Source organism: Dyadobacter sp. 3J3, from assembly GCF_009801115.1.
Lineage (GTDB): Bacteria > Bacteroidota > Bacteroidia > Cytophagales > Spirosomataceae > Dyadobacter.
The window spans coordinates 53,836-77,134 of sequence record NZ_VTOL01000016.1 but is presented as its reverse complement, the minus strand read 5'-3'; the positions used below and the strand labels follow the sequence as shown (position 1 = coordinate 77,134).

Annotated in this window: 18 protein-coding genes; 7 read left to right on the top strand and 11 right to left on the bottom strand. The window is 40.2% G+C overall.

Annotated features, from left to right (window positions below; translation table 11 throughout):
• Window positions 1–78 precede the first annotated feature (78 nt).
• Window positions 79–1,746, top strand: a complete 1,668-nt coding sequence (locus FZF08_RS26710) for a serine hydrolase (RefSeq protein ID WP_159476179.1) — start codon at window positions 79–81, stop codon at window positions 1,744–1,746.
• Between the two features lie 43 nt (window positions 1,747–1,789).
• On the opposite strand, the gene FZF08_RS26705 is transcribed toward FZF08_RS26710, so the two are convergent.
• Both FZF08_RS26705 and FZF08_RS26700 read right to left on the bottom strand, forming a co-directional pair.
• Window positions 1,790–2,371 (bottom strand): TetR/AcrR family transcriptional regulator, encoded by a 582-nt coding sequence (locus tag FZF08_RS26705; RefSeq protein WP_159476176.1) that lies wholly within the window; start codon window positions 2,369–2,371, stop codon window positions 1,790–1,792.
• A gap of 75 nt (window positions 2,372–2,446) precedes the next feature.
• The gene (locus FZF08_RS26700; RefSeq protein WP_159476174.1) at window positions 2,447–3,202 is read right to left on the bottom strand and encodes an SDR family oxidoreductase; all 756 of its coding nucleotides are present in this window, start codon (window positions 3,200–3,202) and stop codon (window positions 2,447–2,449) included.
• 600 nt (window positions 3,203–3,802) lie between these two features.
• Between FZF08_RS26700 and FZF08_RS26695 the strand changes: the two genes are divergently transcribed.
• Entirely contained in the window at window positions 3,803–4,075 is a 273-nt protein-coding gene (locus FZF08_RS26695) for a DUF983 domain-containing protein (protein ID WP_229216711.1), read from the top strand.
• Window positions 4,076–4,261: 186 nt separating this feature from the next.
• Here FZF08_RS26695 and FZF08_RS26690 read toward each other — a convergent pair whose 3' ends face one another.
• Window positions 4,262–5,044, bottom strand: coding sequence for an AraC family transcriptional regulator (locus tag FZF08_RS26690; RefSeq protein WP_159476171.1), 783 nt, complete (start codon window positions 5,042–5,044; stop codon window positions 4,262–4,264).
• Between the two features lie 88 nt (window positions 5,045–5,132).
• On the opposite strand from FZF08_RS26690, the gene FZF08_RS26685 reads away from it, so the two are divergent.
• The 3 genes from FZF08_RS26685 to FZF08_RS26675 are packed head-to-tail and all read left to right on the top strand — an operon-like array spanning window position 5,133 to window position 9,136.
• On the top strand, window positions 5,133–6,473 hold the full coding sequence (locus FZF08_RS26685; protein WP_159476168.1) for a TolC family protein: 1,341 nt from the start codon (window positions 5,133–5,135) through the stop codon (window positions 6,471–6,473).
• A gap of 4 nt (window positions 6,474–6,477) precedes the next feature.
• Window positions 6,478–7,542, top strand: a complete 1,065-nt coding sequence (locus FZF08_RS26680; protein ID WP_159476165.1) for an HlyD family secretion protein — start codon at window positions 6,478–6,480, stop codon at window positions 7,540–7,542.
• Window positions 7,543–7,546: 4 nt separating this feature from the next.
• Window positions 7,547–9,136 (top strand): MFS transporter, encoded by a 1,590-nt coding sequence (locus FZF08_RS26675; RefSeq protein ID WP_159476162.1) that lies wholly within the window; start codon window positions 7,547–7,549, stop codon window positions 9,134–9,136.
• Window positions 9,137–9,144: 8 nt separating this feature from the next.
• Here FZF08_RS26675 and FZF08_RS26670 read toward each other — a convergent pair whose 3' ends face one another.
• From FZF08_RS26670 to FZF08_RS26660, 3 genes are all read right to left on the bottom strand, one after another.
• The gene (locus FZF08_RS26670; protein ID WP_159476259.1) at window positions 9,145–9,474 is read right to left on the bottom strand and encodes a type II toxin-antitoxin system PemK/MazF family toxin; all 330 of its coding nucleotides are present in this window, start codon (window positions 9,472–9,474) and stop codon (window positions 9,145–9,147) included.
• A complete protein-coding gene (locus FZF08_RS26665) occupies window positions 9,468–9,716 on the bottom strand; it encodes an AbrB/MazE/SpoVT family DNA-binding domain-containing protein (protein WP_159476159.1) in 249 nt (82 codons plus the stop codon). Before FZF08_RS26665 ends, FZF08_RS26670 begins: the two co-directional genes overlap by 7 nt.
• Before the next feature lie 62 nt (window positions 9,717–9,778).
• Window positions 9,779–10,660 (bottom strand): AraC family transcriptional regulator, encoded by an 882-nt coding sequence (locus FZF08_RS26660; RefSeq protein ID WP_159476156.1) that lies wholly within the window; start codon window positions 10,658–10,660, stop codon window positions 9,779–9,781.
• Between the two features lie 106 nt (window positions 10,661–10,766).
• Here FZF08_RS26660 and FZF08_RS26655 point away from each other — a divergent pair, with 106 nt between their 5' ends.
• Complete coding sequence (locus tag FZF08_RS26655; RefSeq protein WP_159476153.1) at window positions 10,767–11,660, top strand: pirin family protein; 894 nt, start codon at window positions 10,767–10,769, stop codon at window positions 11,658–11,660.
• Complete coding sequence (locus FZF08_RS26650) at window positions 11,660–12,055, top strand: OsmC family protein (RefSeq protein WP_159476150.1); 396 nt, start codon at window positions 11,660–11,662, stop codon at window positions 12,053–12,055. The genes FZF08_RS26655 and FZF08_RS26650 overlap by 1 nt, the downstream gene beginning before the upstream one ends.
• An 8-nt stretch (window positions 12,056–12,063) precedes the next feature.
• On the opposite strand, the gene FZF08_RS26645 is transcribed toward FZF08_RS26650, so the two are convergent.
• From FZF08_RS26645 to FZF08_RS26625, 5 genes are all read right to left on the bottom strand, one after another.
• Window positions 12,064–13,965 (bottom strand): hypothetical protein, encoded by a 1,902-nt coding sequence (locus FZF08_RS26645; RefSeq protein ID WP_200837172.1) that lies wholly within the window; start codon window positions 13,963–13,965, stop codon window positions 12,064–12,066.
• A gap of 139 nt (window positions 13,966–14,104) precedes the next feature.
• On the bottom strand, window positions 14,105–15,421 hold the full coding sequence (locus FZF08_RS26640; protein WP_159476256.1) for an enolase C-terminal domain-like protein: 1,317 nt from the start codon (window positions 15,419–15,421) through the stop codon (window positions 14,105–14,107).
• A 130-nt stretch (window positions 15,422–15,551) separates the two neighbouring features.
• Window positions 15,552–17,789 carry a PQQ-binding-like beta-propeller repeat protein gene (locus FZF08_RS26635; RefSeq protein WP_159476147.1) on the bottom strand — a complete coding sequence of 746 codons (2,238 nt, stop codon included), beginning with the start codon at window positions 17,787–17,789 and terminating at the stop codon, window positions 15,552–15,554.
• Between the two features lie 212 nt (window positions 17,790–18,001).
• On the bottom strand, window positions 18,002–19,735 hold the full coding sequence (locus tag FZF08_RS26630; protein WP_159476144.1) for a RagB/SusD family nutrient uptake outer membrane protein: 1,734 nt from the start codon (window positions 19,733–19,735) through the stop codon (window positions 18,002–18,004).
• Between the two features lie 40 nt (window positions 19,736–19,775).
• Window positions 19,776–23,228, bottom strand: coding sequence for a TonB-dependent receptor (locus FZF08_RS26625; protein ID WP_159476141.1), 3,453 nt, complete (start codon window positions 23,226–23,228; stop codon window positions 19,776–19,778).
• Window positions 23,229–23,299 lie beyond the last annotated feature (71 nt).

Here is a 23,299-nt window from a genome sequence, read left to right as displayed (position 1 = left end):
CTATAATCGGAAGGTTTTTTAGGAAAGTTATAGTATCTGATACTAACTTTATGGCTACTTAAAAATTCAGCATTAGCTATGAAAATTACTTCAAACCTGAAAAAATTAATTCTTGTTTTTTGCCTTCTCCTCAGTTCAAATTTCGTTTTTGCTCAACGTTATGTGTTTTTTCTTCACAATAAATTTATTGAAGAAAATGATCTGACTGCAAAACACCCTGATTATGGAATAGCACAGTTCGACGAAATTCTTGACTATTACACAAAGGAAAATTTTGTTGTTATCAGAGAGAAACGTGCTGCAAATACCAATGCAAAAACATATGCTCAGAAAGTAGCATCACAAATTGATAGCCTTGTGGCGAAAGGCATAAAACCATCAAAGATAACTGTTATTGGTACGTCAAAAGGCGGATATATCGCCCAGTTTGTTTCCAGTATTCAAAAGAATAAGGATTTAAATTATGTTTTTATTGGTAGCTGCGGTGAGGAAGATATTGTCAAAATCCCGGATATTAGTTTCAGTGGCAATATTTTATCAATATATGAAAAAAGTGATATTATTGGGCAGTCGTGTGTGAATATGAAATTGAAGTCGACGAATATTGTTGGCCGTTTTCAAGAAATTGAATTGAATACGGGACTGAAACATGGTTTTCTTTTTAAAGCTTTACCAGAATGGCTTGAACCATCAGCGAAGTGGGCTAAACAGGAATTCGGAACGGAATCAGTAAGAAAAAATATTGCGGTCAAAAAAGCCGCTAATAGTGTAAAAGTCAATACGATTGAGAGAATAGATTCTTTAATTACATCTTCAACCCAAAAACCATTTAATGGAATTATCTTAATTTATCAAAATGGTTTTACCAAGTATGCGAAGGTGGCTGGGTTTTCTGATATTGCAAAAAAGAAGCCTCTGAAATTTGATGATCAATTCGTGGTTGGTTCGATCAGCAAACAATTTACAGCTGTTTTGTTATTGCGGGAATTTGAAAAGGGCCGTGTTAAACTGGACGTACCAATCCGTAATTATCTGCCAGAAATAACCCAGTCATGGGCAGATTCTGTTACCATTGATCAGCTTTTGACACACATGAATGGAATCTCTGCTCTGGACAGGCCGCTTGATTTCAAGCCGGGGACGAAATATTCTTATTCTCAGATTGGCTATGATCTGCTTGCGAAAATTGTTGAAAAGACTTCGGGAAAGTCTTTCGCGTCATTGTCAGCCGAACTTTTCAGGAAATGTAAAATGTTCAACACATTTCATCCGGATGTGAAGCTATATAAGAATTTGGTAAAAGGTTACACCGAACAAAACAATGGAAAACTTGCGGTTGAAACTACGACATTTCAAAACTATGTTGCAGCGGGCTCTTTTATTTCAACAGCGCATGATTTATTATTATGGAATAATTGTCTTCATGGGGGGAAACTATTGTCTTTGGAAACGTATCGTTTAATGATTTCTAAAAAACCGGAAGCCGTGAGAAATCATCCCATTTTTGGTAAAGTTGAATATGGGTACGGCATTACGCATGACACAAAAGATGGTATCCTGCAACTCGGACAAACCGGTTTTTCGCCAGGATTTATTTCCATGGACTTCTATTTTCCTAAAACTAAAACAAGCATAATTGCTCTGGACAATGTAGTTTGGGATGAAGACGATATAAAAAAAGTATTTTCATATCATACGGAAATTCTTAAAATCATGAGAGAAGGGGATTTGGTGAAGAAGAAATAAAATGATCCGGACTGTTTAAAATTAGATAAGACTGTCCGGATTCCTATTTTATTCCTGCAAGCGCAATACTGACAATGTCGTTATAAATTTCCTGCGTCACACCGGATTTAGCCGCAACGCGCAAACCTGAAATCGTATTGAACAGAAAACGAGCAACGGCTCTTGGATTTTTATCTTTGGAGATCTCTCCGGATTCCTGACCTTTTACGATAAGTTTAAAAAATGCGTCTTCAATATCCTGCATGTTCTCACGTACAATTTTGTCAATTTCTTCATCATGCGGGGCCAGTTCGACAGTGCTGTTTACCATAAAACAACCTCTTGGAAGCTTGTCAGTAAAGCTGTCGTGAACCAGCATTTTAAAGATTTCTTCGAGCGAAGTCATCGTATTTTTAGATTGATTCACCATATCAATCAAGCCTCCGGCGGCTTGTGCCCGATACCTTTCCAAAGCCGCAATGTAAAGCTTATGTTTATCGCCAAAGGTATCATAAATACTTGATCTGCTCAGGCCAAGTGCGTCCACTACATCCTGCATAGAAGAAGCATTATAACCTTTGTACCAAAAAAGCGCTACGGCTTTATCTAAAATTGCTTCCTGATCGAATTCTTTTGTACGTGCCATAATGCTGAAAACTTTGCTGATAAACTCAGCAAAGTTAATTTATTTGGAACATTTGTTCCGTATTTGAAGCTGAAATTAATTCAAAACCGAATTAACGGTCAATCCTCCATCAATAACGATCTCTGTTCCGGTAATGAATGAGGAATCTGAGGAGGCCAGGAACAGGATTGTTTTTGCAATTTCCTCAGATTGAGCGAAACGGCTTAATGGAATCTTTTTACCAAATATTTCACCCAGGCCCGACAACTCGTCGTTACTTAAACCTAGTTTTCCATAAAGTGGTGTTTCAACCGGACCGGGAGAAACGGCGTTAACACGAATTTTCCTTGGTGCAAGTTCAGTTGAAAATACTTTGTTGAATGACAATATGGCGCCTTTGCTTGCAGCGTACACCGCTGTATTTGACATGCCCACGTTTGCATTTATTGAAGCATTGAATATTACAGAAGCTCCGTCATTCAGGATTGGCAGGAATTTTTGTACGGTGAAAAACGTACCTTTTACATTGATATTCATAATGGAATCGTAATGTTCCTCTGTTGCTGATTCAAGAGGAGAGAAGGATGTTACACCGGCATTTAGAAAAAGAATGTCAATTTTTCCAAATTTGTTTTTTACAGTGTCTACCAGTTTGTCAAGAGAAGAAATATCCGCCTGATCGGCAATAATTCCTGTCACATTCAGCTCTTGGGAAGCCTGATCCAGTAACGCTTTGTTTCTGCCGGTAATGATTACTTGCGCACCTTGCGCTGAAAACTCTTTTGCTGTGGCATAGCCAATTCCACTATTGCCACCGGTTACTACTGCGACTTTGTTTTGAAGATTGCTCATTTGAATAAATATAAAAATTGTTTATGGAACGATTGTTCCGTAAAGGTAATAATAACGGAACGAACATTCCTAATTAATTATAAACTATTTTTTTTGATTGGCGTTTATCTTTTAAAAACACCATGAGAAACATCTGAATATACTGATGATGTTTTCAGGCGAGATAACGAATGAGTACTTGTCTTATATTTTGTAAAACGTTAATGCAAAGGTAGATAGTGATTATAATGAAGGAAATGTATAAATACTTGTTTACGTTGTTCATTCTACGGATCGACATGATACTTTCTGAATAACTTATTATTTTTCTATAAATCGTTGATTTATACCATAGATTGCACCATCTGTACTTTCGTATTCAGAGATTCTTGCCGACATTTGTCACAAGTTAAATGAGGTCGTAGAAATCTCGTAAACTTAAAGGATTTAGAAATTAAATACTTCCGGGAGGGTGTTGGGAGTACAATTGATAAAGGCTTCTAATTTTTAGAAATCATGAAAAATAACAGAATTTATAGCGTTTTATTTAATAAATGCCCACGTTGCGGTCAAGGCGATTTTTTTATTACTAAAAGTGCATATAGTTTCAAGTTTGACCAAATGAATAAAATTTGTCCTCATTGTGGTGAAAATCTGGTGCCGGAACCTGGGTTTTATCAGGGCGCATTGTACATGAGTTATGCTTTTTATGTTGTTTTCATGTTGATTTACTTTTTTGTGTTCATTCACTTCTTTGAACCATATCTGGATTATTTCCTGTATAGTATTATTCCGGTTTTGATTTTTTTAACACCTTTATTTTATCGGTTGGCTCGAAGATCATGGCTGGCTATATTTATATCTCCTGATCCCGAAGAAGTGGTCGGTAAATAGGAATTTTATAAAAAGATATTGTTTGTGGGATTCATTTGGTTGTAAATCTGCTGTACCGGATTTATCGCCAAATGTTTTTTTTGTAATAAATCGTTCGCCCTGTTGTCACGAAAAATGATGTTTTCCATGGAATAAATTCCGCGGAAACCATATCAGTAGTGACTCTGCCACTATTTGATCGATGATTTAAAATTTCTGGAATTCTGAAGGGCGGACGTTTACCAATCCGTAGAAGGTATTACTGAATGTGGCGATGCTGTTGTATCCGGATTCATAGGCAATTTCGCTGATAGTTTTATTGGTTTGCAGCAATTGTTCCATAGCCCTGATCATACGCGACAACTTTAAATATTGCAAAAAGGATGTTTCCAGAGTAGCCTGAAATAATCTTGAAAATGTACGCGGACTCATCCCAAAATTTTTAGATATTACGTCAAGATGTAAGGGTGATTCCAGATTGTCCTGAATATAATTAATGATTGGCTGCATCTTTTCATGGTTTGTAGTGGGTAGTACAATCGGTAGTGGATGGCTGCTTATTTTGGGGAGGAGGTTCTTTATCGTGGTCAAAAATTGATTTTCAAAAGAATCAACCCTGATTTCTCCGCTCCAATCTTCTGTGAAAAGTAACATTTCTAATAGCAAGTTGGGAGCCGGATAAATTCCCATTCTCTCATAAAACGGGCTACTCTTAATATCCGCCATATTAAAGTAAAGATTCCTGACAATCGAAGATCTGTTTTTTTGCTGCACAAAATGTTCAAGTCCCGGCGGGATCCATATAAAATGTCTGGCTGGTAAAAAGTATGCCTTGTCTTTTGTGTTCAAATAAGCAATTCCACCCTCCACATAAGTCAACTGCCCTTTTTGGTGCAAATGATAGGGAAACAAATTTTCCATGCGGTCGTGAAGAACGTAATTGGACTCGGGGTTTTTGTCTATGTTGATTAACTGTTCGGAAATATTCATAATGGCCGGAATTGACAAATTTTTGGCAATATATAGAAAAGGGTTGTTTTGATGACGCATTACCTTTGTGATGTTATCAAGCCAGTATATGTGTTACCGTCAAAAAATAATCCTGTCTTCTCTTTTACTTTGTTCAGTTGTATTTCACGAAGCATTTGCAAGAACAAATTTCACTCCAAAAGACACACTGAAATTATCCTTGCACCAAATTTGGCAACAAGCCGAGGCGCAGAATAAAAGTGTTAAAATCAGCCAGCTAAAAATAAATTCGAGCTTTGAAAATCTTAAAGATGCCCGTGCAGAACGTTTGCCTGAAATCAATACCGGAACAAAATATGCACGGATTTCCAATTTGCCAATTTATGATAACGGCATATTGAACAAGCCTTCTTACTATCCTGTTCTTCACAATTATTTTCAGCTAAATGCGGAAGCATCCGTTGTGGTTTACAATGGTCAAAAACTTAAAAACCGGGTTAAGGAAGAGGACGTTGAAAATCAAATTTCATCTATTGAAAAAGATATGACTGTTTCGGAGGTGAAGTTTAAGGCAACGGCTTATTATCTGGAACTGGAAAGAAATCTGCTTTTAAAAAACCTGGTCAACGTCAATATTGCGGAACAGCAAAAGCGACTTGATCAGATCCGGGAATTGTTCAAACATGGCGTCATTCTACGCAGTGATGTACTTCGTGCTGAACTTTCTTTATCAAAACAAAAGATGCTTTTGGTGGAAATCGAAAATACGATTGCTATTAACAACCAGAAACTGGATGTATTAATAGGGCTGCCGGAAAATACGTTTTTAAATCCCTCCGAAGATGTTAACAGCCCGGTTGATTCTGCCAAAATTTATGATGAGTATCTTTCCGATGCATTTTCTAACGCCTATGGAATCCGGATTTCTGAAAAAGAAACCGAACTAAAAAAACTGGCACTGAAAATTGTAAAAGCGAATAATTTGCCAAAGGTGACGGCCTACGCGGAATATGGCTATACGTATCCGCAGATTTTCCTATATCCATATGCAGGAGCACTTTACGGACTTGGCCAGGCGGGAGTGAAAATTTCTTACACATTATCGTCGCTGTACCAAAATAAACATAAAGTAAAATCAGCGGAAATTCAGACTGAGAAACAGCATTTGATCCATGAGAATGAGGAAGATGCGTTGCGCGTCGAGGTAAATGAAGCCTATGTGCGCTATAACGAATCGTTGAAAAGGATCAAGGTTTCGGAAGAAAATATTCATCAGGCAAGTGAAACTTACCGAATAGTATATAATACTTATTTCAACCAGCTGGCGCTTTTAACGGATTTGCTTGACGCGGATACTCAATTATTACAATCAAAATTTGACCTTACCTCGGCTCAGATTCGGGCCAGACTGGAATATTATTACCTCATGAAAACGATCGGCAATCTTTAAGAAAATGGGCACACAACAAAATCAATTCAATAATTCAGATAAATTAATAACCAGAATAACGGCCTGGATTGCCGGTTTTATTTTGCTCGGACTATGTGTCTGGGGTGGCCTTACTTTGTGGGATCTGTGGCTATATGAAGAAACCGAGGATGCACAAATTGAAGAATATATCAATCCGGTGACGTCCCGGGTGGGAGGGTTTATTCGTGATATTCGATATGAGGAAAATCAATCAGTAAAAAAGGGTGATACGTTGCTGATCATTGACAACCGGGAATATCAGTTGGGACAGGAAGAAGCAGAGGCTGCCCTTTTAAATGCAAAAGCGCAGATCTCGGTTTTGAAAAGCACTGTGGAAACTTCTTCCAAAAATGCAACTGTGAACGAAGGACAAATTGCGGCTGCCAAAGCAAAATTATGGCATCAGGAACAGGAGTTTTCTCGGTATGAAAAGTTATTACAGGTTGAAGCAGTAACCCGGCAGCAATTTGAAAACGCCGAAACGGCGCTCGAAGTTGCCAAGGCTGATTATCAGTCGTTTCTGGATACCTATCAGGCTTCATTGTCAAAAGTAAATGACATAAAAGTGCAGCAGGAAGTTGCGTGGGCTGAAATACAAAGAAGGGAAGCTATTCTGGATCGCAATAAACTGGACGTGTCCTATACCGTTGTGACGGCACCTTATGACGGAAAAATGGGAAGAAAAACGATTCAAAACGGACAAATGATCCAGGCTGGGCAAACTTTGGCATACATCGTAGATCAGCAGGAGGGCAAATGGGTAATTGCAAATTTCAAAGAAACGCAGATCCGTCATATGCACACCGGACAAATGGTTGATATCGAAACGGACGCATTACCTGGAGAACATTTCAACGGCAGGATCGTTTCGCTTTCACCCGCAACAGGTTCAAGGTTTTCCTTGCTTCCGCCGGACAATTCGACTGGGAATTTTGTGAAAATAACACAAAGGATACCGGTCAGAATCTTGTTGACGGATGCCAAAAATAGGATTGAAAATCTTCGTGCCGGGATGAATGCGATGGTTTTTGTAAAAAAAGGAGCCTGAAATTATGTCAAATCACGCTTCGTTATTTAAGTCCTGGGTCCCTGAATGGCTGGTTAAAGTTGGTATCGGCATGGTGCTTTTTCCACTTCTGACGCTCTTCGGATTATTTACGAGTAACGTTAGTGCAACGGCTGGTTATTACGGAATCGAGCCGATTGACGTTCAATATTCAACCATCGTTTATTATGCTGCGTTGGTTGGGTGGTATTCTTTGGAGCAACGTTTTTTTAATAATTTAGCGGCAAAACAGTACTTTACTATTAACGTAATTTTGTTGCTGTTAACCTGCTATGTTTCTTATTTTACTCACAGTTCTTTCGTATTTTTCCTGACGCGATTTTTGCAGGGAATATTTACCGGAGGTATCAACAGTATTTGTCTTACATTGATTTTCAGGAAACTTTCCAGTGAGCGTTCCCGGGAAATCGGATATTCTGTTTTTTACGGAATGCTCGTTTGTTCTTCGCCGTTGGTCATGCTGCTTGCTTCGCTGATCATTGAATATTCTAATTATCAATCGCTTTATCAGGCTTTGATATTTATGATTTTACCGGGATGCATCTTGTTAATGTGCATGATGAAAAACGTGCGCCTGGCCAGGAAATTTCCCTTGTATCAACTTGATTGGAGCAGTTTTGTTTATTACATGCTCATTTTATGCTTATTTGGCTATATATTAATCTATGGGCAGAAGAATTACTGGCTTGAAAGTCTGCACATCTGGGTTTGTATCGGTGCAATTCTGTTGCTTTTGCCGCTTTTTATTTTCCGGCAATTAAGTTTAAAACGACCTTTTATTAATCTGGCTGTTTTCAAATATTCCAATTTTCGTATCGGCGCCGCTTTGCTGATACCGTTTTATATTTGCCGTGGTTCTTTAAATATCACATCAAATTATTTCGATGTTGTATTAGGCATGGATCCGATTCATGTATCGGAGTTGATGCTTGCTAATATGATAGGTGTGATCGTAAGTGTTTTTATTTCCTCCAGGCTTATTTTGATGAAAAAACCGATGCGGATGATCTGGCTTGGCGGATTTGCATTTTTACTGCTTTTTCATGGCTGGATGTATTTCCTTTTTGCTACACAAGCTGATGCTTCAACCTTTATTTTACCTTTAATTGTTCAGGGATTGGGTGCAGGAACGCTTATGGCGCCGATTATTCTTTTTACGGTTTCTTCTGTTCCGGCCGCGATTGGCGCTTCTGCTTCCATGGCTGGAATTCTGTTTCGATTTATTGGTTTTACAATGAGTATGGCTATGATTACTTCATTTCAGTTATTTGCCAAAAGCACACATAAGGAAGATTTTCGGAATCAGATCACTGCTTTGAGCCCGGTTGTGCAGGAAAGACTTAAAGGGTACGTGCTTGCCATGGAAAGTCATGGAGTTGCAAAAGATCAGGCGATGAAAATTGCCAACGTTTTGCTGAGCAAAGCCGTTGACAAACAAATGATGCTGCGGTACGCAATGGATTATTATTCGATCATTTGTTGGGTGATTGTGGGAGTAATGCTGCTTATTTCTCTGTATCCTTATTTTAGTCAAACGGTTTTGAATGTCAGGTCACGGCAGCCGGCGCCTTATTGATGGGAATATTAATCTATCAGCATCTGCTTCATGGTTGCTTTTAAAGAGAATATTTCCTTTTTTGAGAGTTCCCCAATTTTGGCACCAATTCGAATTCTGTCTACTGCTTTTATTTGATCCGTAGCAATTGATCCATTCCTACCGGACACAACACATTCAACACGCCACGGATAAGTTTTGATCGTAGAAGTTATAGGAATAACAATAATGGTTTTTAAGAATTCATTCATTTCATTTGGACTTATTATTACACATGGGCGAGTTTTTGCAATCTCACTTCCAATTGTCGGATCCAAAGAAATCCAGTATATATCGTACTGTTCAAAATGTTTTACCATGTCCATTCATCATTGTCAAAATCATTTGGAAAATCTCCCAACAAAAGCTCGTCGTCCTTGGCTTCATGCATCTGTTTAGCCGCCTCGGCCCAACCTTGACGAGGTTCAGGTTTAATCATTATAGTACCATTTTCTATTTCAATCTGGACACTAGATTTAAATGTTAATTTCATTTGTCGTAAAATCATAGAAGGAAGAATAATTCCCTGACTATTTCCTATATTTATTATGTTAGTTTTCATAATGTTATAACGTTAACTGGATTCAGTTTCAAATATAACAATAAATATTATAACAAATTTATTTACTGTCTTTCTTTAACCGACTTTTTCCTAAAAACTTCCGGACTCATCCCAACCTCTTTTTTGAAAAATTTAGTAAAATAGGAATTATCATTAAAGTTAAGTTTATAAGCAATTTCTGAAACGCTAAGTCCCAGATTTACCAGTAATCTTTTTGCTTCCAATACAACACGGTTTCGGATAACTTCACCGGCTTGCATACCCAAATGTTCCTTGCATAGCGCGTTCAGATGATTTGGTGTAATATTAAGCAGTTCCGCGTATTCACCGGGTAAACGGATTTCGATGAAATTCTTCTCAATCAGGGTATGGAAATTATGTAGCAGTACATTGGTTTTGAAAGGAATATTTTGCTGCCGGTTTAAAGAAGTGCTTTGCTCAATGGTAATAAATATTTGGAGTAAAAGTATGCGGATCATGTCTTCCCGAAACACAGTTTTTTGCGAAAAATGTAAAATTAAATCTTCAAATATCTGATTTACAGGATCATGAATATTGTCGGGGAGATTGATCACACCATCTTCTGAAATTCCGTTAAAAAATGAAAACGAAGCCAGATATTCAGGACGCAGCAGAAATGACTGGAAGAAATCGCCGGAAAAATTAACAACAAAACCTTCCACATGTCCCTTGAAATCCCAGGAATGCACTTGTCCGGGAGTCATGAAATATATCTGATACGGTTTTACTTCAAAATGGTTAAAATCAATCGTATGCATTCCGCCGCCTTCTGTGAAAAAAAGCAGGTGGTAAAAGCTATGCCGGTGTGGCGAGGTCAGGTTAGGATGTATTGCCAGGTATTCTGCAAACCGGCTTATCAGAATGTCGTCATCTTTATGTTCTGAAAGCGAGTTAATATCAATTCTGGGAATGTTGGCTTGCATAGAAGTGTTAAAAGTGTTTTCAAATCTACGAAGAACTTTTGCTTCAAATCCGATATTAATATTTAACTTTTGCCTCTGAACGTAAATCTGATTTCAGGTCGAAATTATGTCTAATATAAATCTTATCATTGAGGAACGCCCACGGAATATTGGAAATTTTATGGTGGGCCGATTGCTTCCTTTCAGAGGAAAAAAGATGGTTGGGCCATTTATTTTTATTGATCACATGGGCCCTGCCAATATGAACGACCATCAGAATATGGACGTTCCACCGCATCCGCATATCGGTTTGTCGACCTTGACGTATTTGTTTGAAGGTAATGTCATGCATAAGGATAGTCTGGGTACCGAAATTGAAATTAGACCCAAACAAGTGAACTGGATGACGGCCGGAGCCGGAATTGTACATTCGGAAAGGACGCCGGAATACCTTCGTCATTCGGATAAAATACTGCATGGATTACAGATCTGGGTAGCCTTGCCAAAGGAACTGGAACAAATGGATCCGGAATTTTTTCATGCTTCGGAGGAAGATTTGCCGCACTGGGAAGTTGACTCTGTTGCTTTTAAACTGATTGCAGGGAAGCTTATGGGCAAACAATCACCTGTCCCCGTTTTTAGTCCGTTATATTTTTTGGAAATAAAAAGTAAAGAAGCGAAATCGGTAAAACTGGGACATGAACTTTACGGAGAAGCAGGGATTTATATTCTTGAAGGAAGTATTGAAACCCAGGGTAATACCTATCTTCCCAAACAACTTTTGGTCGCTATGGACACAAATTTGTGCGAATTTACGATGGCTGAAAATACAACAGTTTATATTTTTGGCGGCGAACCTTTTGCCGAAGACCGGTTTATTTACTGGAATTTTGTCGCGACAAGTCAGGAATTAATTGATAAAGCAAAAGAAAGCTGGCTTGCACAAACCTTTAAACAGGTACCGGGCGAAACAGATTTTGTGCCCTTACCAGCTGAAAACCTTAATTTAAAACGTAAATAATGGCCAAAGTAGTCGCAAGTATCAGAACTGAACTTTATAAAACAGTAATAAAATCGGCCACCAATAGCCTGATAGCTGACGAACCGATTTCTGCCGGGGGTATGGATCTTGGATTTTCTCCGGAAGAATTGCTGGCATCCGCATTGGCGGCTTGCACGTGTGGAACTCTTCGTATGTATGCCAACCGGAAAGGTTGGGCCGAGTTGACTGAAATAAATGTCCAGGTAGAATTTTCAAGGGATATTCAGTCAAATGTTTCCCAAATGAACCGGACAATCGAGCTTGTAGGTGAATTGAATGAAGAGCAAAAAGCAAGATTATTAATCATTGCCAATAAATGCCCGATTCATAATACGCTAACGCATACGATTACCATTGACACAACATTAAGCTGATTATTACCTTATATAGTTTTTATTTTTTCTCTCAATAGCAATGCATTAGCATTTGCCGGATCTTTTTGGAGCGTTTTATTTATGTATTTCTCAGCGGCTTTGGCATTAGCAAATTTAAGATAGTTTAGTGCGATCTGGTTGCTGAGATTTATATTTGATGAATCGGATTGATAGCGCTGTTTGAGGCTAATGATCTCACTGACAAGATTTTGCAGTTCTGTCATATTGAAATTGGATTCGTTGTGCGTTGCAGCGTAATTCAGATACACAACAGCTTCTTCCGGCCTGTCTTCTTTCAAAAGTGTGATAAAAAGAGTCTGGGCGGTTTTGAAATTATCCTGAATAGCGAATGCTTTTTTGAGATAAAAAATTGATTTTTCGTTTTGATTTAAACCCGCAGAAAGCATTCCGGCCTGCATGAAAAAAGTTGGGTCGAGGGGGAATTCCAGCGTAAATGCTTCATTGATCTGCAAAGCGCCTTTCAGATTATTTTCTTTCAAATACACCTTTAACAATTCTGACAATGCGCCTTCCCAGGAAATTTGTTTTACAGAAAGTCCACCAGCAAGTTGTTCTTCAATTGTTTTTTCATGGGGAATTTCGGCTGGCATAGGCTCATTAAATGGCCAACCTTCTTTTAACATCATCATTTCGTAAACTGCTTTGAGTGAATCAACCGGCGTGATCGGCATTTGATTTCTCAATTCGACAAAGGAAATTTCATTTTTCCAATCGCTGCTGATCAATTTTTCATTTTTCAAAGACTGGTAAAAAGCATCCGATAGAAGCGCATAACCAAACAAATTCGGATGTACATGTTCCAGCAAAGTTTCATTACCGAGCATACCATGTGCAGAATTTTCTCTAAATACCTTTTCTGCATCAACCAATTTCACCTCAGGATATTTGGCAGACAATCCACGAAGTATCTTATTCATCGCTGCCGGAGCGCGGAATCTCAGCAGATCAAGTTCCTTTGCTTTAACAAAATATTTTTCAGCTTCCGGAAATTTATTTTGTTTAAAAGATTCAATACCAAGTTGATATTGATAGTTAGCAGACGCTGAATTATTTCCTGGATCTGATATAAATGGTTTTAAATCCTTTTCATTACTAACGAGCGTACTGATGAAAAGCGGAATGTTTTTGTTTGAAAATACCTTACAAAGATCCGTCATATTCGCTTCAAACTGACTAATTCCCTGTTTGAACTTTTCAGAATTCAAGGCAATTTTCTGATCAGAAACCATCCGTTTCATCAGATTTTCGCGAAGGTCAATTTTTTCAGTTGAAGCAGAAGATTTTAATTTGGCAAAAATGTTCGTGGCAAATTGAATAATTCTCAGATTTCTGGTTTTGATAGTAAACCTGATCAACGCAGGATTCCAACCCGCAAAACTTGTCGAGCCTACGCCCATAGCGCCGTAATATTCATTATGCCCTGTATAAACCATAACGGCATCAGGTTGATAATCAATAATCTGGTTGGCGAAATCAAGAACAGTGTAGGAATTAACAGCAGTCAGGGAAAGATTGATGATCTCAAATTCTTTTTCAGGAAAAGTATGCGTAAGTCGATATTGAAGCCAGCGGTGAAACGAACCATTGTGCATGTAGGGGTAACCAATGGTTGTAGATTCACCCAAAACAAAAATCCGGAAAGTGCCAGCTGCTTTTTGTTTTCTGAATGATTCGTAGTTTCCAATCGTAGCATTTTGCTGCTGCGCAAAATATTTTTTCGAAGTGTGCTGATTCATGACCAGATAACCAGGGTGATTCGGATCATCAACAAAAAGACCAAGATCAAGGCCATAACCAAATAATCTCAGTCCACATTCCAACAAAATGAAAACGATAACTGGAAAGAATATCGCCAGTATTTTAAAAAGCAAAATTCGCTTTCTGCTCACAGATACTTTGTTTTAAATGGTTTAAAAAATTAGGTTACACGGAGATACACAGAGCAAAAAAGAGGGACACAGAGATTTAAATTCAAATAACTCTGTGTATCTCTTTTTCCTCTGTGGTTCTCCGTGTAACCTAAAAAAACTAAGGCCGGATAATCGTGCCGTCAAATTTCCTTACCTGCCAGTTTGATTTGGTTGTTATCGGATATTTGGCTGCTTCTTTTTCATTAATGTCCACGCCAAGTCCGGGAGCTTCGTTCACAGACATATAGCCATTTTTCATCGTTGGACAACCCGAGAAAATAGCCTGGGTTTTGTCATTAAAACTTACAGCTTCCTGAATACCAAAATTCCAGATAGCCAGATCGATGTGTGCATGTGCTGCATGACCTACCGGAGAAACATCGCCCGGGCCATGCCAGGCCGTTTTTACATTATACCATTCTCCCAAACGGGCCACTTTCATGGCAGGAGTGATACCACCAATCTGAGAAACGTGACAGCGAATATAATCAAACATCTGATTGGCCATCGGATCTCTGAATTCATTAACATTGTTAAATAATTCACCCATCGCAATCGGTACCGTGGTACTTTGGCGAAGTTGTTTGAACCATCCCATATTTTCCGGAGAAAACGGATCTTCAATAAAAAACGGTCGGTATTGTTCTACGGCCTTGATCATGTTGATCGCGTCCATCGGCTGCACCCTTTCATGCACATCATGAAGCAGTTCAACCTCGTCACCACATTTTTTTCGTACTACTTCAAAAAGTTTGGGAACCGATTTCAGGTACGCCCGCTCATTCATGAAGCTGTCGCCTTCTCCACCAAAACCAGCCGTTTTAAAATCCGGTTTCTGCTCCGTACTGCCAACCGCTCCATAACCGCCTTGTTGGATACGGACATATTTAAAACCTTTGTCCATAATTTCCTGAGCATTATCCGCCGTAGCTTCCGGTGAATTTCCGTTGGCGTGTGTATAACACGGAATTGCAAAACGTGCCTTTCCGCCAAGTAGTTGATAAACTGGCATGTTGGCGCGTTTTCCCTTGATATCCCACAGCGCTTCGTCCAATCCGCTAAGAGCGTTATTTAATACAGGCCCATTCCGCCAATAGGAACTTACATAAGTGGACTGCCACATATCCTCAATGTTATCGACATCCTTGCCCGTGCAAAATTCATTAAGATAAGAATTAATTGCGGTAACTACAGATACGGCACGTTGTGTAAAGGTGGCGCACCCCAATCCATATAAACCTGGCTCGGTTGTTTCTACTTTTACAATAATTAGATTGGAGCCTTGCGGGGCTGTGGCAATGGCTTTTACGCTTTTTATTTTTATCGGAGCCAGGCCCTTTTGATAGGCGGGAGTGCTGTAATGCTCTCTTGCGTGGGCTTGTGAATTTTCTCCAAAGAGACTTAATAATCCGGCGGTTGATCCGGCGGCAATCATTCGCAGCGTATCGCGACGGTTAAAATCGGAGTTGTCTTTTTTGTTTTTAAACATGGGTAACGGGTTAAAAGGTTTGGCAACAGGTCGTTGTAAAAATATAGGGTTTAGTAATAGTTTTTGTTTACAGAATTTATGGCAGCGCAAAAGCGATGTAGGAACCACCAGGTTTGTGACCATTTTTAGAACCTCCCGCAGCAATTACCACATATTGTTTTCCGTTCACCTGATAGGTTATGGGCGTGGCAAAACCTCCGGCGGGTAGCTGGTATTCCCAGACAACTTTTCCTGTTTTTTTATCAAAAGCCCTGATCCGTTCGTCTTTGGTAGCGGCGATAAAAACCAGTCCGCCCGCTGTAACAATAGGGCCTCCGTAATTTTCAGTTCCTGTGATTGGAATCCCTTTTTTCGTCAGTTCCGGAAATTCTCCGAGTGGAACGCGCCATAAATATTTTCCCGTATTCAGGTCAATCGCATTTAAAGTTCCCCATGGTGGTTTTATTGCAGGATAACCATTCTGGTCAAAAAACCTTGTCCAACCGTTGTTTATGTAGGGTGGGATATAGGGGAAATCTGATTTTTTTGATGTTGTTTCCGGTGCAGCGGTGGCACTGTGATTGTCTGTGGAGGCTACGGCTTTGGTGTCAATACCAAGCAGAAAATTCACAAGTGCTTCACGTTCTTTCTCCGGGATATGTTGAAAAGAAGGCATTCTGCCGCGACCACTTTTAATAATCGTATTGATATCGTCCTTCGAAAGTCGGCTTCCCACACTGACAAGATTGGGATATTCCTGTCCGCTACCCAAGCGGTCTGAGCGGTGGCATGCGGCACAATTGCGCATGTAAAGTGATTTTCCAGTAATACCTTCATCAACGTTTGGTACTTTAAAGTCCAGCATTTTTAAGTCCCAGACCATTTCGTTTCCATTTTGATAAAGAATTCCATCAGGGTCGGCAGCATTTCCGCCCCATTCCGCACCACCGCCAATGCCAAGATACAGCGTGCCTTCCTTACTTGGCGGCATGTATTTATTTCCGGAGCGGCTTTGATCAAATTTCGCTTTTACAAAAGCATTTGCCTCGGGAGAGATATTGGTGATTTCATTTTCTGTGAAAACCTGACGTGAAAAGGGGGCTGGTTTTGTCGGATAGGGTTGTGTAGGCCAGGGATGTTCTCCGGGTAATTTATAATTGGTAGCAGCAGAACGTTCCTCGACTGGAAATAAAGGAAGTCCGGTATCACGATTTAAGAGAAATAGCAAACCATCCTTTGTAGCCTGAGCCACAGCATCAACCATATGCGCTTTGCTTTTTACCCGGACCAGATTAGGCTGACAGGAAATATCCCGGTCCCACAAATCGTGATGAACCGTTTGATAATACCAGTTCAGTTTTCCTGTTTCGGCGTTGAGAGAAATCACACAATTCGCATACAGGTTTTTCCCTTCACGGTCAACGCCATAAAAATCGACGGATGGCGAGCCTGTTCCAAAATAAACTGCACCTCGTTTTTCATCCATTACCATCCCTGCCCAGTTGTTGGCTCCGCCCATTTTTTTCCACGCATCCTTTGGCCATGTTTCATAGCCTTTTTCACCCGGTTGAGGAATTGTGTGAAATGCCCATTTTAGTGTACCGGTTAGGATATCGAAACCGCGGATAGTGCCGGGAGCGGCATCGCCGTATTCAGAAACCCGGGAACCGATCACGAGCATATTTTTATAGATCACACCCGGGCTGGTGGCGTCAACGGACATTTTACTTTTATCCCGGTCGAGATTATCAGAGGTGCCTTCGCGCAGATCAACGATACCCTTTTCTCCAAAACTTTCAACGGGTTTTCCTGTGGCGGCATCGAGAGCAAAAAGCTGAGGGCCTGCGGTGTATAAAATCCTTTTGTCCATTCCATTTGCCCAATACATTACGCCACGACTGACATGAAATCTTGGCGTTTTGTCTTTGAACGGATCAAATTTCCAGAGTTCTTCGCCAGTGTCTGCTTTTATGGCAAAAAGATTTAGGTTTGGCGTGGTTCCGTATAAAATACCATCGATGACAATAGGTTGGCACTGGATTTCCATCTGGCGTTTTGGTGCCGGACTTCCTTCCGGTCTTTTTGCTGCGTCGTATTGCCAGGCTACTTTCAGTGTTGCAACATTTCCTGTATTGATCTGTGAAAGTGGGGAGTAGCGGTTTCCAGCTTTATTCCCTCCGTAACCCGGCCAGTTTTTACCGGTTTCTTCTTCGATTGTTATTTTGTTCGGACTAATAAATGCAAGGAAAACAGCTGAAAGGCAAAGTGAACAAGCAATTAATATGAATAACTGGTGATGTTTTATCTTGCGAAAGTTGACGAAAGAATTAGTCATAAAACAATAATCTTTTACTCATCTCCTGGCAGAAAGTGATCTTTGATATAAAAGTGAATGACCTGAACCGACATTTCTAATTTATATCAAATCCGAAACCGTGTTACGACTGGTCACGAAATTCTCCACCTACCTATAAAAATGACAGTTATAATGTTGATTTTTATTTTGAACCCAGATCAGCTTAATACTGATCCGGGTTCTTTATCTGCTTAATAACCAGGATTTTGTTTCATATTAACATTCGCATTTAACTCATTAATCGGAATCGGTTGTGCATAATCTGTGGCATCATTCCATTGAATTGTACCACCTCGTACTTTTTGATAATAAGCAGCTTCCTGTGGCCCGAGTTTCCATCGGCACACGTCATACCACCATCCGGCCTCACCAAACAATTCGGCCCACCGTTCATATTTTAAAGGATCGTTTTTCAGGACATTATCCGTTGCTTTTGTGGCGGCAGTGAGGCTGGCATAGTCAACAGCCGAGGGAGTATTAATGGGCAAATTATATGCCCTGCGGTGTACTTTGTTGACATATTCAAGTGCCGTAGCATTGTCTCCGGTATGCGTAAGTGTTTCAGCATAAAGTAAATACATATCAGCCATGCGCAGCCAGAGAATATTATTTCCATTTGCCATATTCACTTCTGCTTCTGTACCCGTAATGTTGGTGTATTTTCGGAAACTCCATGCTTCCATGTCGGTTTCTGTAATATCCAGATAGTGGGAAATTGGCTTTTTAACGCCATTTACAACCATAGAATCCACATATGGCTGCTGACAGGCAACCCACAATCTTGGATCAACAGTTTTCGCATTTCTTGCCGCAATGGATCTTGTAACATAAGACTGATCGACATTGGCAATATTTGCTGTCGTTACACCGGCAGGAAAATAATGTCCAAGATTGAAGCCAAAACGTGTCAGGTTTTTTGCGTGCGGAAATAAATTGGACCAGGCAGAAGCTGAAGCAGCTCCGGTAGGTCCAACATAAGTAGGGGCAATCACCATCCCAATACTGCATCCCATTGACAAATCATTTGTACCGGTATAAGTCAGATCAACATTAAAATTAAGCTCGTACAATGATTCTGCATTGAACTCATTTTGACCGTTAAACATCGTTTTATATGTATCAAAAGGGACAAGCGATTTCCCGCTGTTGGTAATCACGTCGGTCAGGTATGTTTTGGCATCCGTCCAATCCTCCGTGAAAACATATACTTTGGAAAGAAATGCTTTCACCGCCCAGATACTTACTTTATGTTTGTCAGCAGCACCAGTCCAGGTTTTTCCGGCCAATAGTGTTTCAGATGCTTTCAGGTCACTTACGATAAAATCCCAGCATTCTTTAACGGTATTTCTTGAAACCTGAGTTTCAGCCAGACTGGCAGACGTAGTTTTAAGAATAGGAACACCCATTTTGTCTCCGCCAACACCGTTTACAATAAATGTTTCGCCCCAGGCTGTGGTCAAGTGGAAATAGAAAAATGCGCGTAGAAAAAGAGTTTGTCCTTTTATCAGATCAATGTTAGCCATATCTGTCGCCGACGCTTTGGCTCGATACGTTTCAAGAGCTGCCAGTAAGGTATTGCAGCGCTGAACGCCACGCCAGGTATCGGTCCACGTTGCCTGCAAAAAGGGATAACTGGAAACAGCATTATTCTGGGAAAGTCCAATCCAGTCCGGCGATCCCTGCCAGCTAAGATCAGCCGTATGATCCCACATCCAGGTATGTTTTACTAACATATGGTGACCGTACAATCCAGACGAATGCGTAGTTCCGTAAACGCCAGTTAATAATTGTTCAAGGTCAGATACTGAGTTTGGATAACTGGCAACTGAAATGGCTCCGGCATTATCAACATTTATGAAATCTTCGGAGCAGGATGCCAAACAAAGCAGAAAGGCAAGGATGAAAAGCTTTTGTATTATTTTCATTTTAGAAATATCGTTTTCGGTTACTTATAATACTGGCCTCTTAAAAAGTCAAGTTGATACCCAAAGAATAAAGCGCGGTACGCGGATAAGAATAAATCGCATCGATACCTCTTCCTGTTGTACCATTCCGGCCCAATACTTCGGGATCAAGTCCTGAGTATTTCGTGAAAGTCAGCAGGTTTTGACCCTGTAAATAAATTTTCAGATCCGAGATTTTCAAAGATTGAAGAACACTTTTTGGAAGGTTATAACCGATCTGCAAATTTCTCAGCTTGAGGAAAGATCCATTTTCAATTGCAAAAGAAGAAATGCGGGTATAGTTTGAATTAGGATCACGAACGTAGGTTCCATCCGCCGCTTTGTATCCAATTCTTGGTTCGCTGGTAAGGCCATTGCCATTAAAAAACGATGTTTTGAAAATGTCTTTCGTTGTATTATAATCACCTACAAAAAACTGAGTATAATATTTGTTACCATTGAAAACATCCACACCCTGAACACCCTGGAATAGAGCCGTAATTTCAAATCCTTTCCAACCGGCATTTAATGTGAAACCATAAGTCATTTTAGGCCAGGGATTTCCAATGAAGGTTTTATCAGCCGTAGTGATTTTTCCATCACCGTTTACATCCTTAAATTGAAGATCTCCTGCTCCGGTTGCTGCGGCCTGGTAAAAAACGCCTGTTGCTCCGCCAGAAGCCTGTTGTGCTTTTTCATTGAGTGCCTGAACTTCTGCATCGGTTTTGAAAATTCCTTCAACTTTATATCCGTAAAACTGGCTCATTGGTCTTCCTGCCTCTGTTCTGGCCACTACGCTTTCCAGATAATCGCCTGCTGAGCCGTCATTGATCGGATTGTTATTTGTTCCGTCAAGTTTCTTTACGAGGTTTTTGTTGAACGAGGCATTGGCCGTAATTCCATACGTGAAAGAGCCTTTTTTACCACGATAATCTGCTGCAATTTCAAGCCCTTTATTACTCATTTTACCAATGTTTGTGAAAACAGAAGTATTATTAAAACCCGCTGAACTTGGCACCGGAACCTGATAAATCATATCCTGGGTTTGGCGGCTGTACCAATCGACGGTGATGTTTAAAGCATTTTTCAAAAAGCCCATATCCAAACCGATGTCTGTCTGAAGAACCGATTCCCATTTGATATTCTGGTTGGCAAGCTGCGCGGTTAAAGAATACCCTTTTGAACGCGTTCCGTCTGGCAATCCCTGCGCATTTGTACCGCCCGAACCGCCATAGGAAGCTTGATAAGTATATTGGGGAATGTTACTTGTACTTCCCAGTTTACCATAACTTGCTCTTACTTTAAGATTTGAAACGTAGCTAAGGTTATCGCGGATAAACGCTTCTTCATTCAGTTTCCAACCCACAGAAGCTGAGGGGAAAACACCAAATTTATTATTCGGGCCAAAACGGTCCGAGCCATCCCGGCGAACTGTGGCCGTGAATAAATATTTGTCGGAATATGAATAATTGATACGTCCAAATTGTGAAAGTAACCGTGTTTGAGGAAGATCTCCACCACCCGCAACATAACTGCTCGGATTGTTTGTAAGTCCAAGATTATAAGTTACATATGGAAATCCACGAGCCTCAGCATGGAGTGAACTAATATCTGATTTATATGCTTCATAACCAGCAAGAGCCTTCAATTCATGTTTGCCAAAGTTTTTTACATAAGTAAGTACAAAATTGGCCGTCAGGTTTTTCCTGCTGTTGTTATCTTTGCTCAAAAAGGCCGTATGATTCGATACCGTACCATAATCATAAGCTTCATTGAACCGGTAATTGTTATCGTTATAATAAGACAAACCTACGGTTGAACGAAGATTTAATCCCTTGATGATTTCCAGATCGGCATACAAGCTTCCTTCGAGTGCGTTAGTCGCATTTTGCATATGATTCTGGTATTCCTGTCCCACGAGATTTGGCCCGGTAAAAAATGTTCCTGTTTTAGCCCAGCCGCCGTAGGTATTGGTTTCGTCGTAAATCCCTACAACGGGAGCAGAACGAAACGGGAATGTATTGGTTACCATCGGGTTGGTCTTGGTGGCCCATGCATAAAGTGTTTCTCCAACTTTTAGTTTTCTGCTGATTTTGAAATCTGTATTGGAACGCAGACCATACCGTTCGAAATAATTATCAATCATCGTACCGCCTTCGCGCTGATAATTTGCTGATAGATAGTAGTTTGTTTTGGCCGTTGCACCCGACATGGACAGGGAATAACTTTGCTCTTTTGCATTGGTATACAAGTCTTTAACCCAGTCGTTGTCCGGTAAAGTATTTGGATCACCCCAGCTGCTGGTAGCTACGCCGAAAGCTGATTTGGCTTTGATATAATCTGCTGTGTTTAATAAACTGTACAGATTTAAGGGTTTCCTGACACCATAATAAGCATTGAAATTAATGGTCATTTTATCCAATGTTTTCCCACGTTTTGTTGTAACCAGTACAACTCCACCAGCTGCCTGTGCTCCATAAATTGCTGCTGCACTGGCATCTTTCAGGATTTCAATGGACTCAACATCCTGCATGTTGAAATTGCTTCCGGCAGACATCCGGATTCCATCCACAATGTATAAAGGCGACATACCTCCGATAGAACCAACGCCACGTATAACAATATCCGAACTTGCTCCCGGCGATCCGTCATTCCTTGTAACCTGTACACCTGCGGCACGGCCTTGAAGCGCTTCGGTAACGCTGCGTACGGGAAGGTTTTTGACATCCTCAGCTTTCACAGACGACACTGAACCTGTCAGATCTGAGCGCTTTTGGGTACCATAACCAACAACCACAACTTCGGATAATGCTTTTACATCCGATTTTAATAAAACCTGTAAACTGGAACGGTTTCCAACAATAATTTCCTGGGATTCATATCCTACAAAACTAAAAACCAATATAGATTCAGCACTTGGAGCAGTGATCTCAAAATTTCCTCCCGCATCTGCCGTTGTGCCCTGGGATGTTCCTTTCAGCACGATACTGACGCCGGGCAACGGTTCTTTTGTATCAGCGGAAGCGATGGTTCCTTTCAGCGTTACTTCCCGGGAATGTAGATAAGGAAGGGGGACCAGCGTTTCCAGGTTATCATCCCGAACGGGTGCTGCGGCCGTTTTTTTGTTTAGTATAATATAGTTTCCGGATACTGTATATTTAATTTGTAATGGAATAAGTAATTTTTCAAGCACCGCATCCAGCCGTTGGTTGCTGGCCGAAATACTAACCTTTTGCTTTTGTATCAGCGAGGGGATATATGAAAATCTTACTTTTGTTGTTTTTTCAATGGAGTTGAGAACTGTCTTCAACTCCTCCTGATCCGCCTGGATCGAGATAGGGCGCTTCAAAAGTTCCTGTGCCAACCCGTCCCTGGCAAAAGCAAGGCCGGTAAATAAAAGCGAGACTAAAAAGGGTACCAGGGTAACTTTCATCGCTGTCACTAAATAATTTAGCGGAATACTATTTTTTTTCATAAATTTCGATGGTTTTGGGTATGACAAATCACAAAGCTCTCTCTGGCTCCATAGTATGGAGCATCATGCAT

Excerpts from the sequence above, each read along its gene's own strand:
- FZF08_RS26670 (WP_159476259.1), bottom strand. The coding sequence starts at position 9,474 with ATGGTAAAACATTTTGAACAGTACGATATATACTGGATTTCTTTGGAT.
- FZF08_RS26705 (WP_159476176.1), bottom strand. The coding sequence starts at position 2,371 with ATGGCACGTACAAAAGAATTCGATCAGGAAGCAATTTTAGATAAAGCC.
- FZF08_RS26655 (WP_159476153.1), top strand. The coding sequence starts at position 10,767 with ATGTCTAATATAAATCTTATCATTGAGGAACGCCCACGGAATATTGGA.
- FZF08_RS26690 (WP_159476171.1), bottom strand. The coding sequence starts at position 5,044 with ATGAATATTTCCGAACAGTTAATCAACATAGACAAAAACCCCGAGTCC.
- FZF08_RS26660 (WP_159476156.1), bottom strand. The coding sequence starts at position 10,660 with ATGCAAGCCAACATTCCCAGAATTGATATTAACTCGCTTTCAGAACAT.
- FZF08_RS26680 (WP_159476165.1), top strand. The coding sequence starts at position 6,478 with ATGGGCACACAACAAAATCAATTCAATAATTCAGATAAATTAATAACC.
- FZF08_RS26710 (WP_159476179.1), top strand. The coding sequence starts at position 79 with ATGAAAATTACTTCAAACCTGAAAAAATTAATTCTTGTTTTTTGCCTT.
- FZF08_RS26675 (WP_159476162.1), top strand. The coding sequence starts at position 7,547 with ATGTCAAATCACGCTTCGTTATTTAAGTCCTGGGTCCCTGAATGGCTG.
- FZF08_RS26625 (WP_159476141.1), bottom strand. The coding sequence starts at position 23,228 with ATGAAAAAAAATAGTATTCCGCTAAATTATTTAGTGACAGCGATGAAA.
- FZF08_RS26640 (WP_159476256.1), bottom strand. The coding sequence starts at position 15,421 with ATGATTGCCGCCGGATCAACCGCCGGATTATTAAGTCTCTTTGGAGAA.
- FZF08_RS26665 (WP_159476159.1), bottom strand. The coding sequence starts at position 9,716 with ATGAAAACTAACATAATAAATATAGGAAATAGTCAGGGAATTATTCTT.
- FZF08_RS26635 (WP_159476147.1), bottom strand. The coding sequence starts at position 17,789 with ATGACTAATTCTTTCGTCAACTTTCGCAAGATAAAACATCACCAGTTA.
- FZF08_RS26695 (WP_229216711.1), top strand. The coding sequence starts at position 3,803 with ATGAATAAAATTTGTCCTCATTGTGGTGAAAATCTGGTGCCGGAACCT.
- FZF08_RS26630 (WP_159476144.1), bottom strand. The coding sequence starts at position 19,735 with ATGAAAATAATACAAAAGCTTTTCATCCTTGCCTTTCTGCTTTGTTTG.
- FZF08_RS26650 (WP_159476150.1), top strand. The coding sequence starts at position 11,660 with ATGGCCAAAGTAGTCGCAAGTATCAGAACTGAACTTTATAAAACAGTA.
- FZF08_RS26700 (WP_159476174.1), bottom strand. The coding sequence starts at position 3,202 with ATGAGCAATCTTCAAAACAAAGTCGCAGTAGTAACCGGTGGCAATAGT.
- FZF08_RS26685 (WP_159476168.1), top strand. The coding sequence starts at position 5,133 with ATGTGTTACCGTCAAAAAATAATCCTGTCTTCTCTTTTACTTTGTTCA.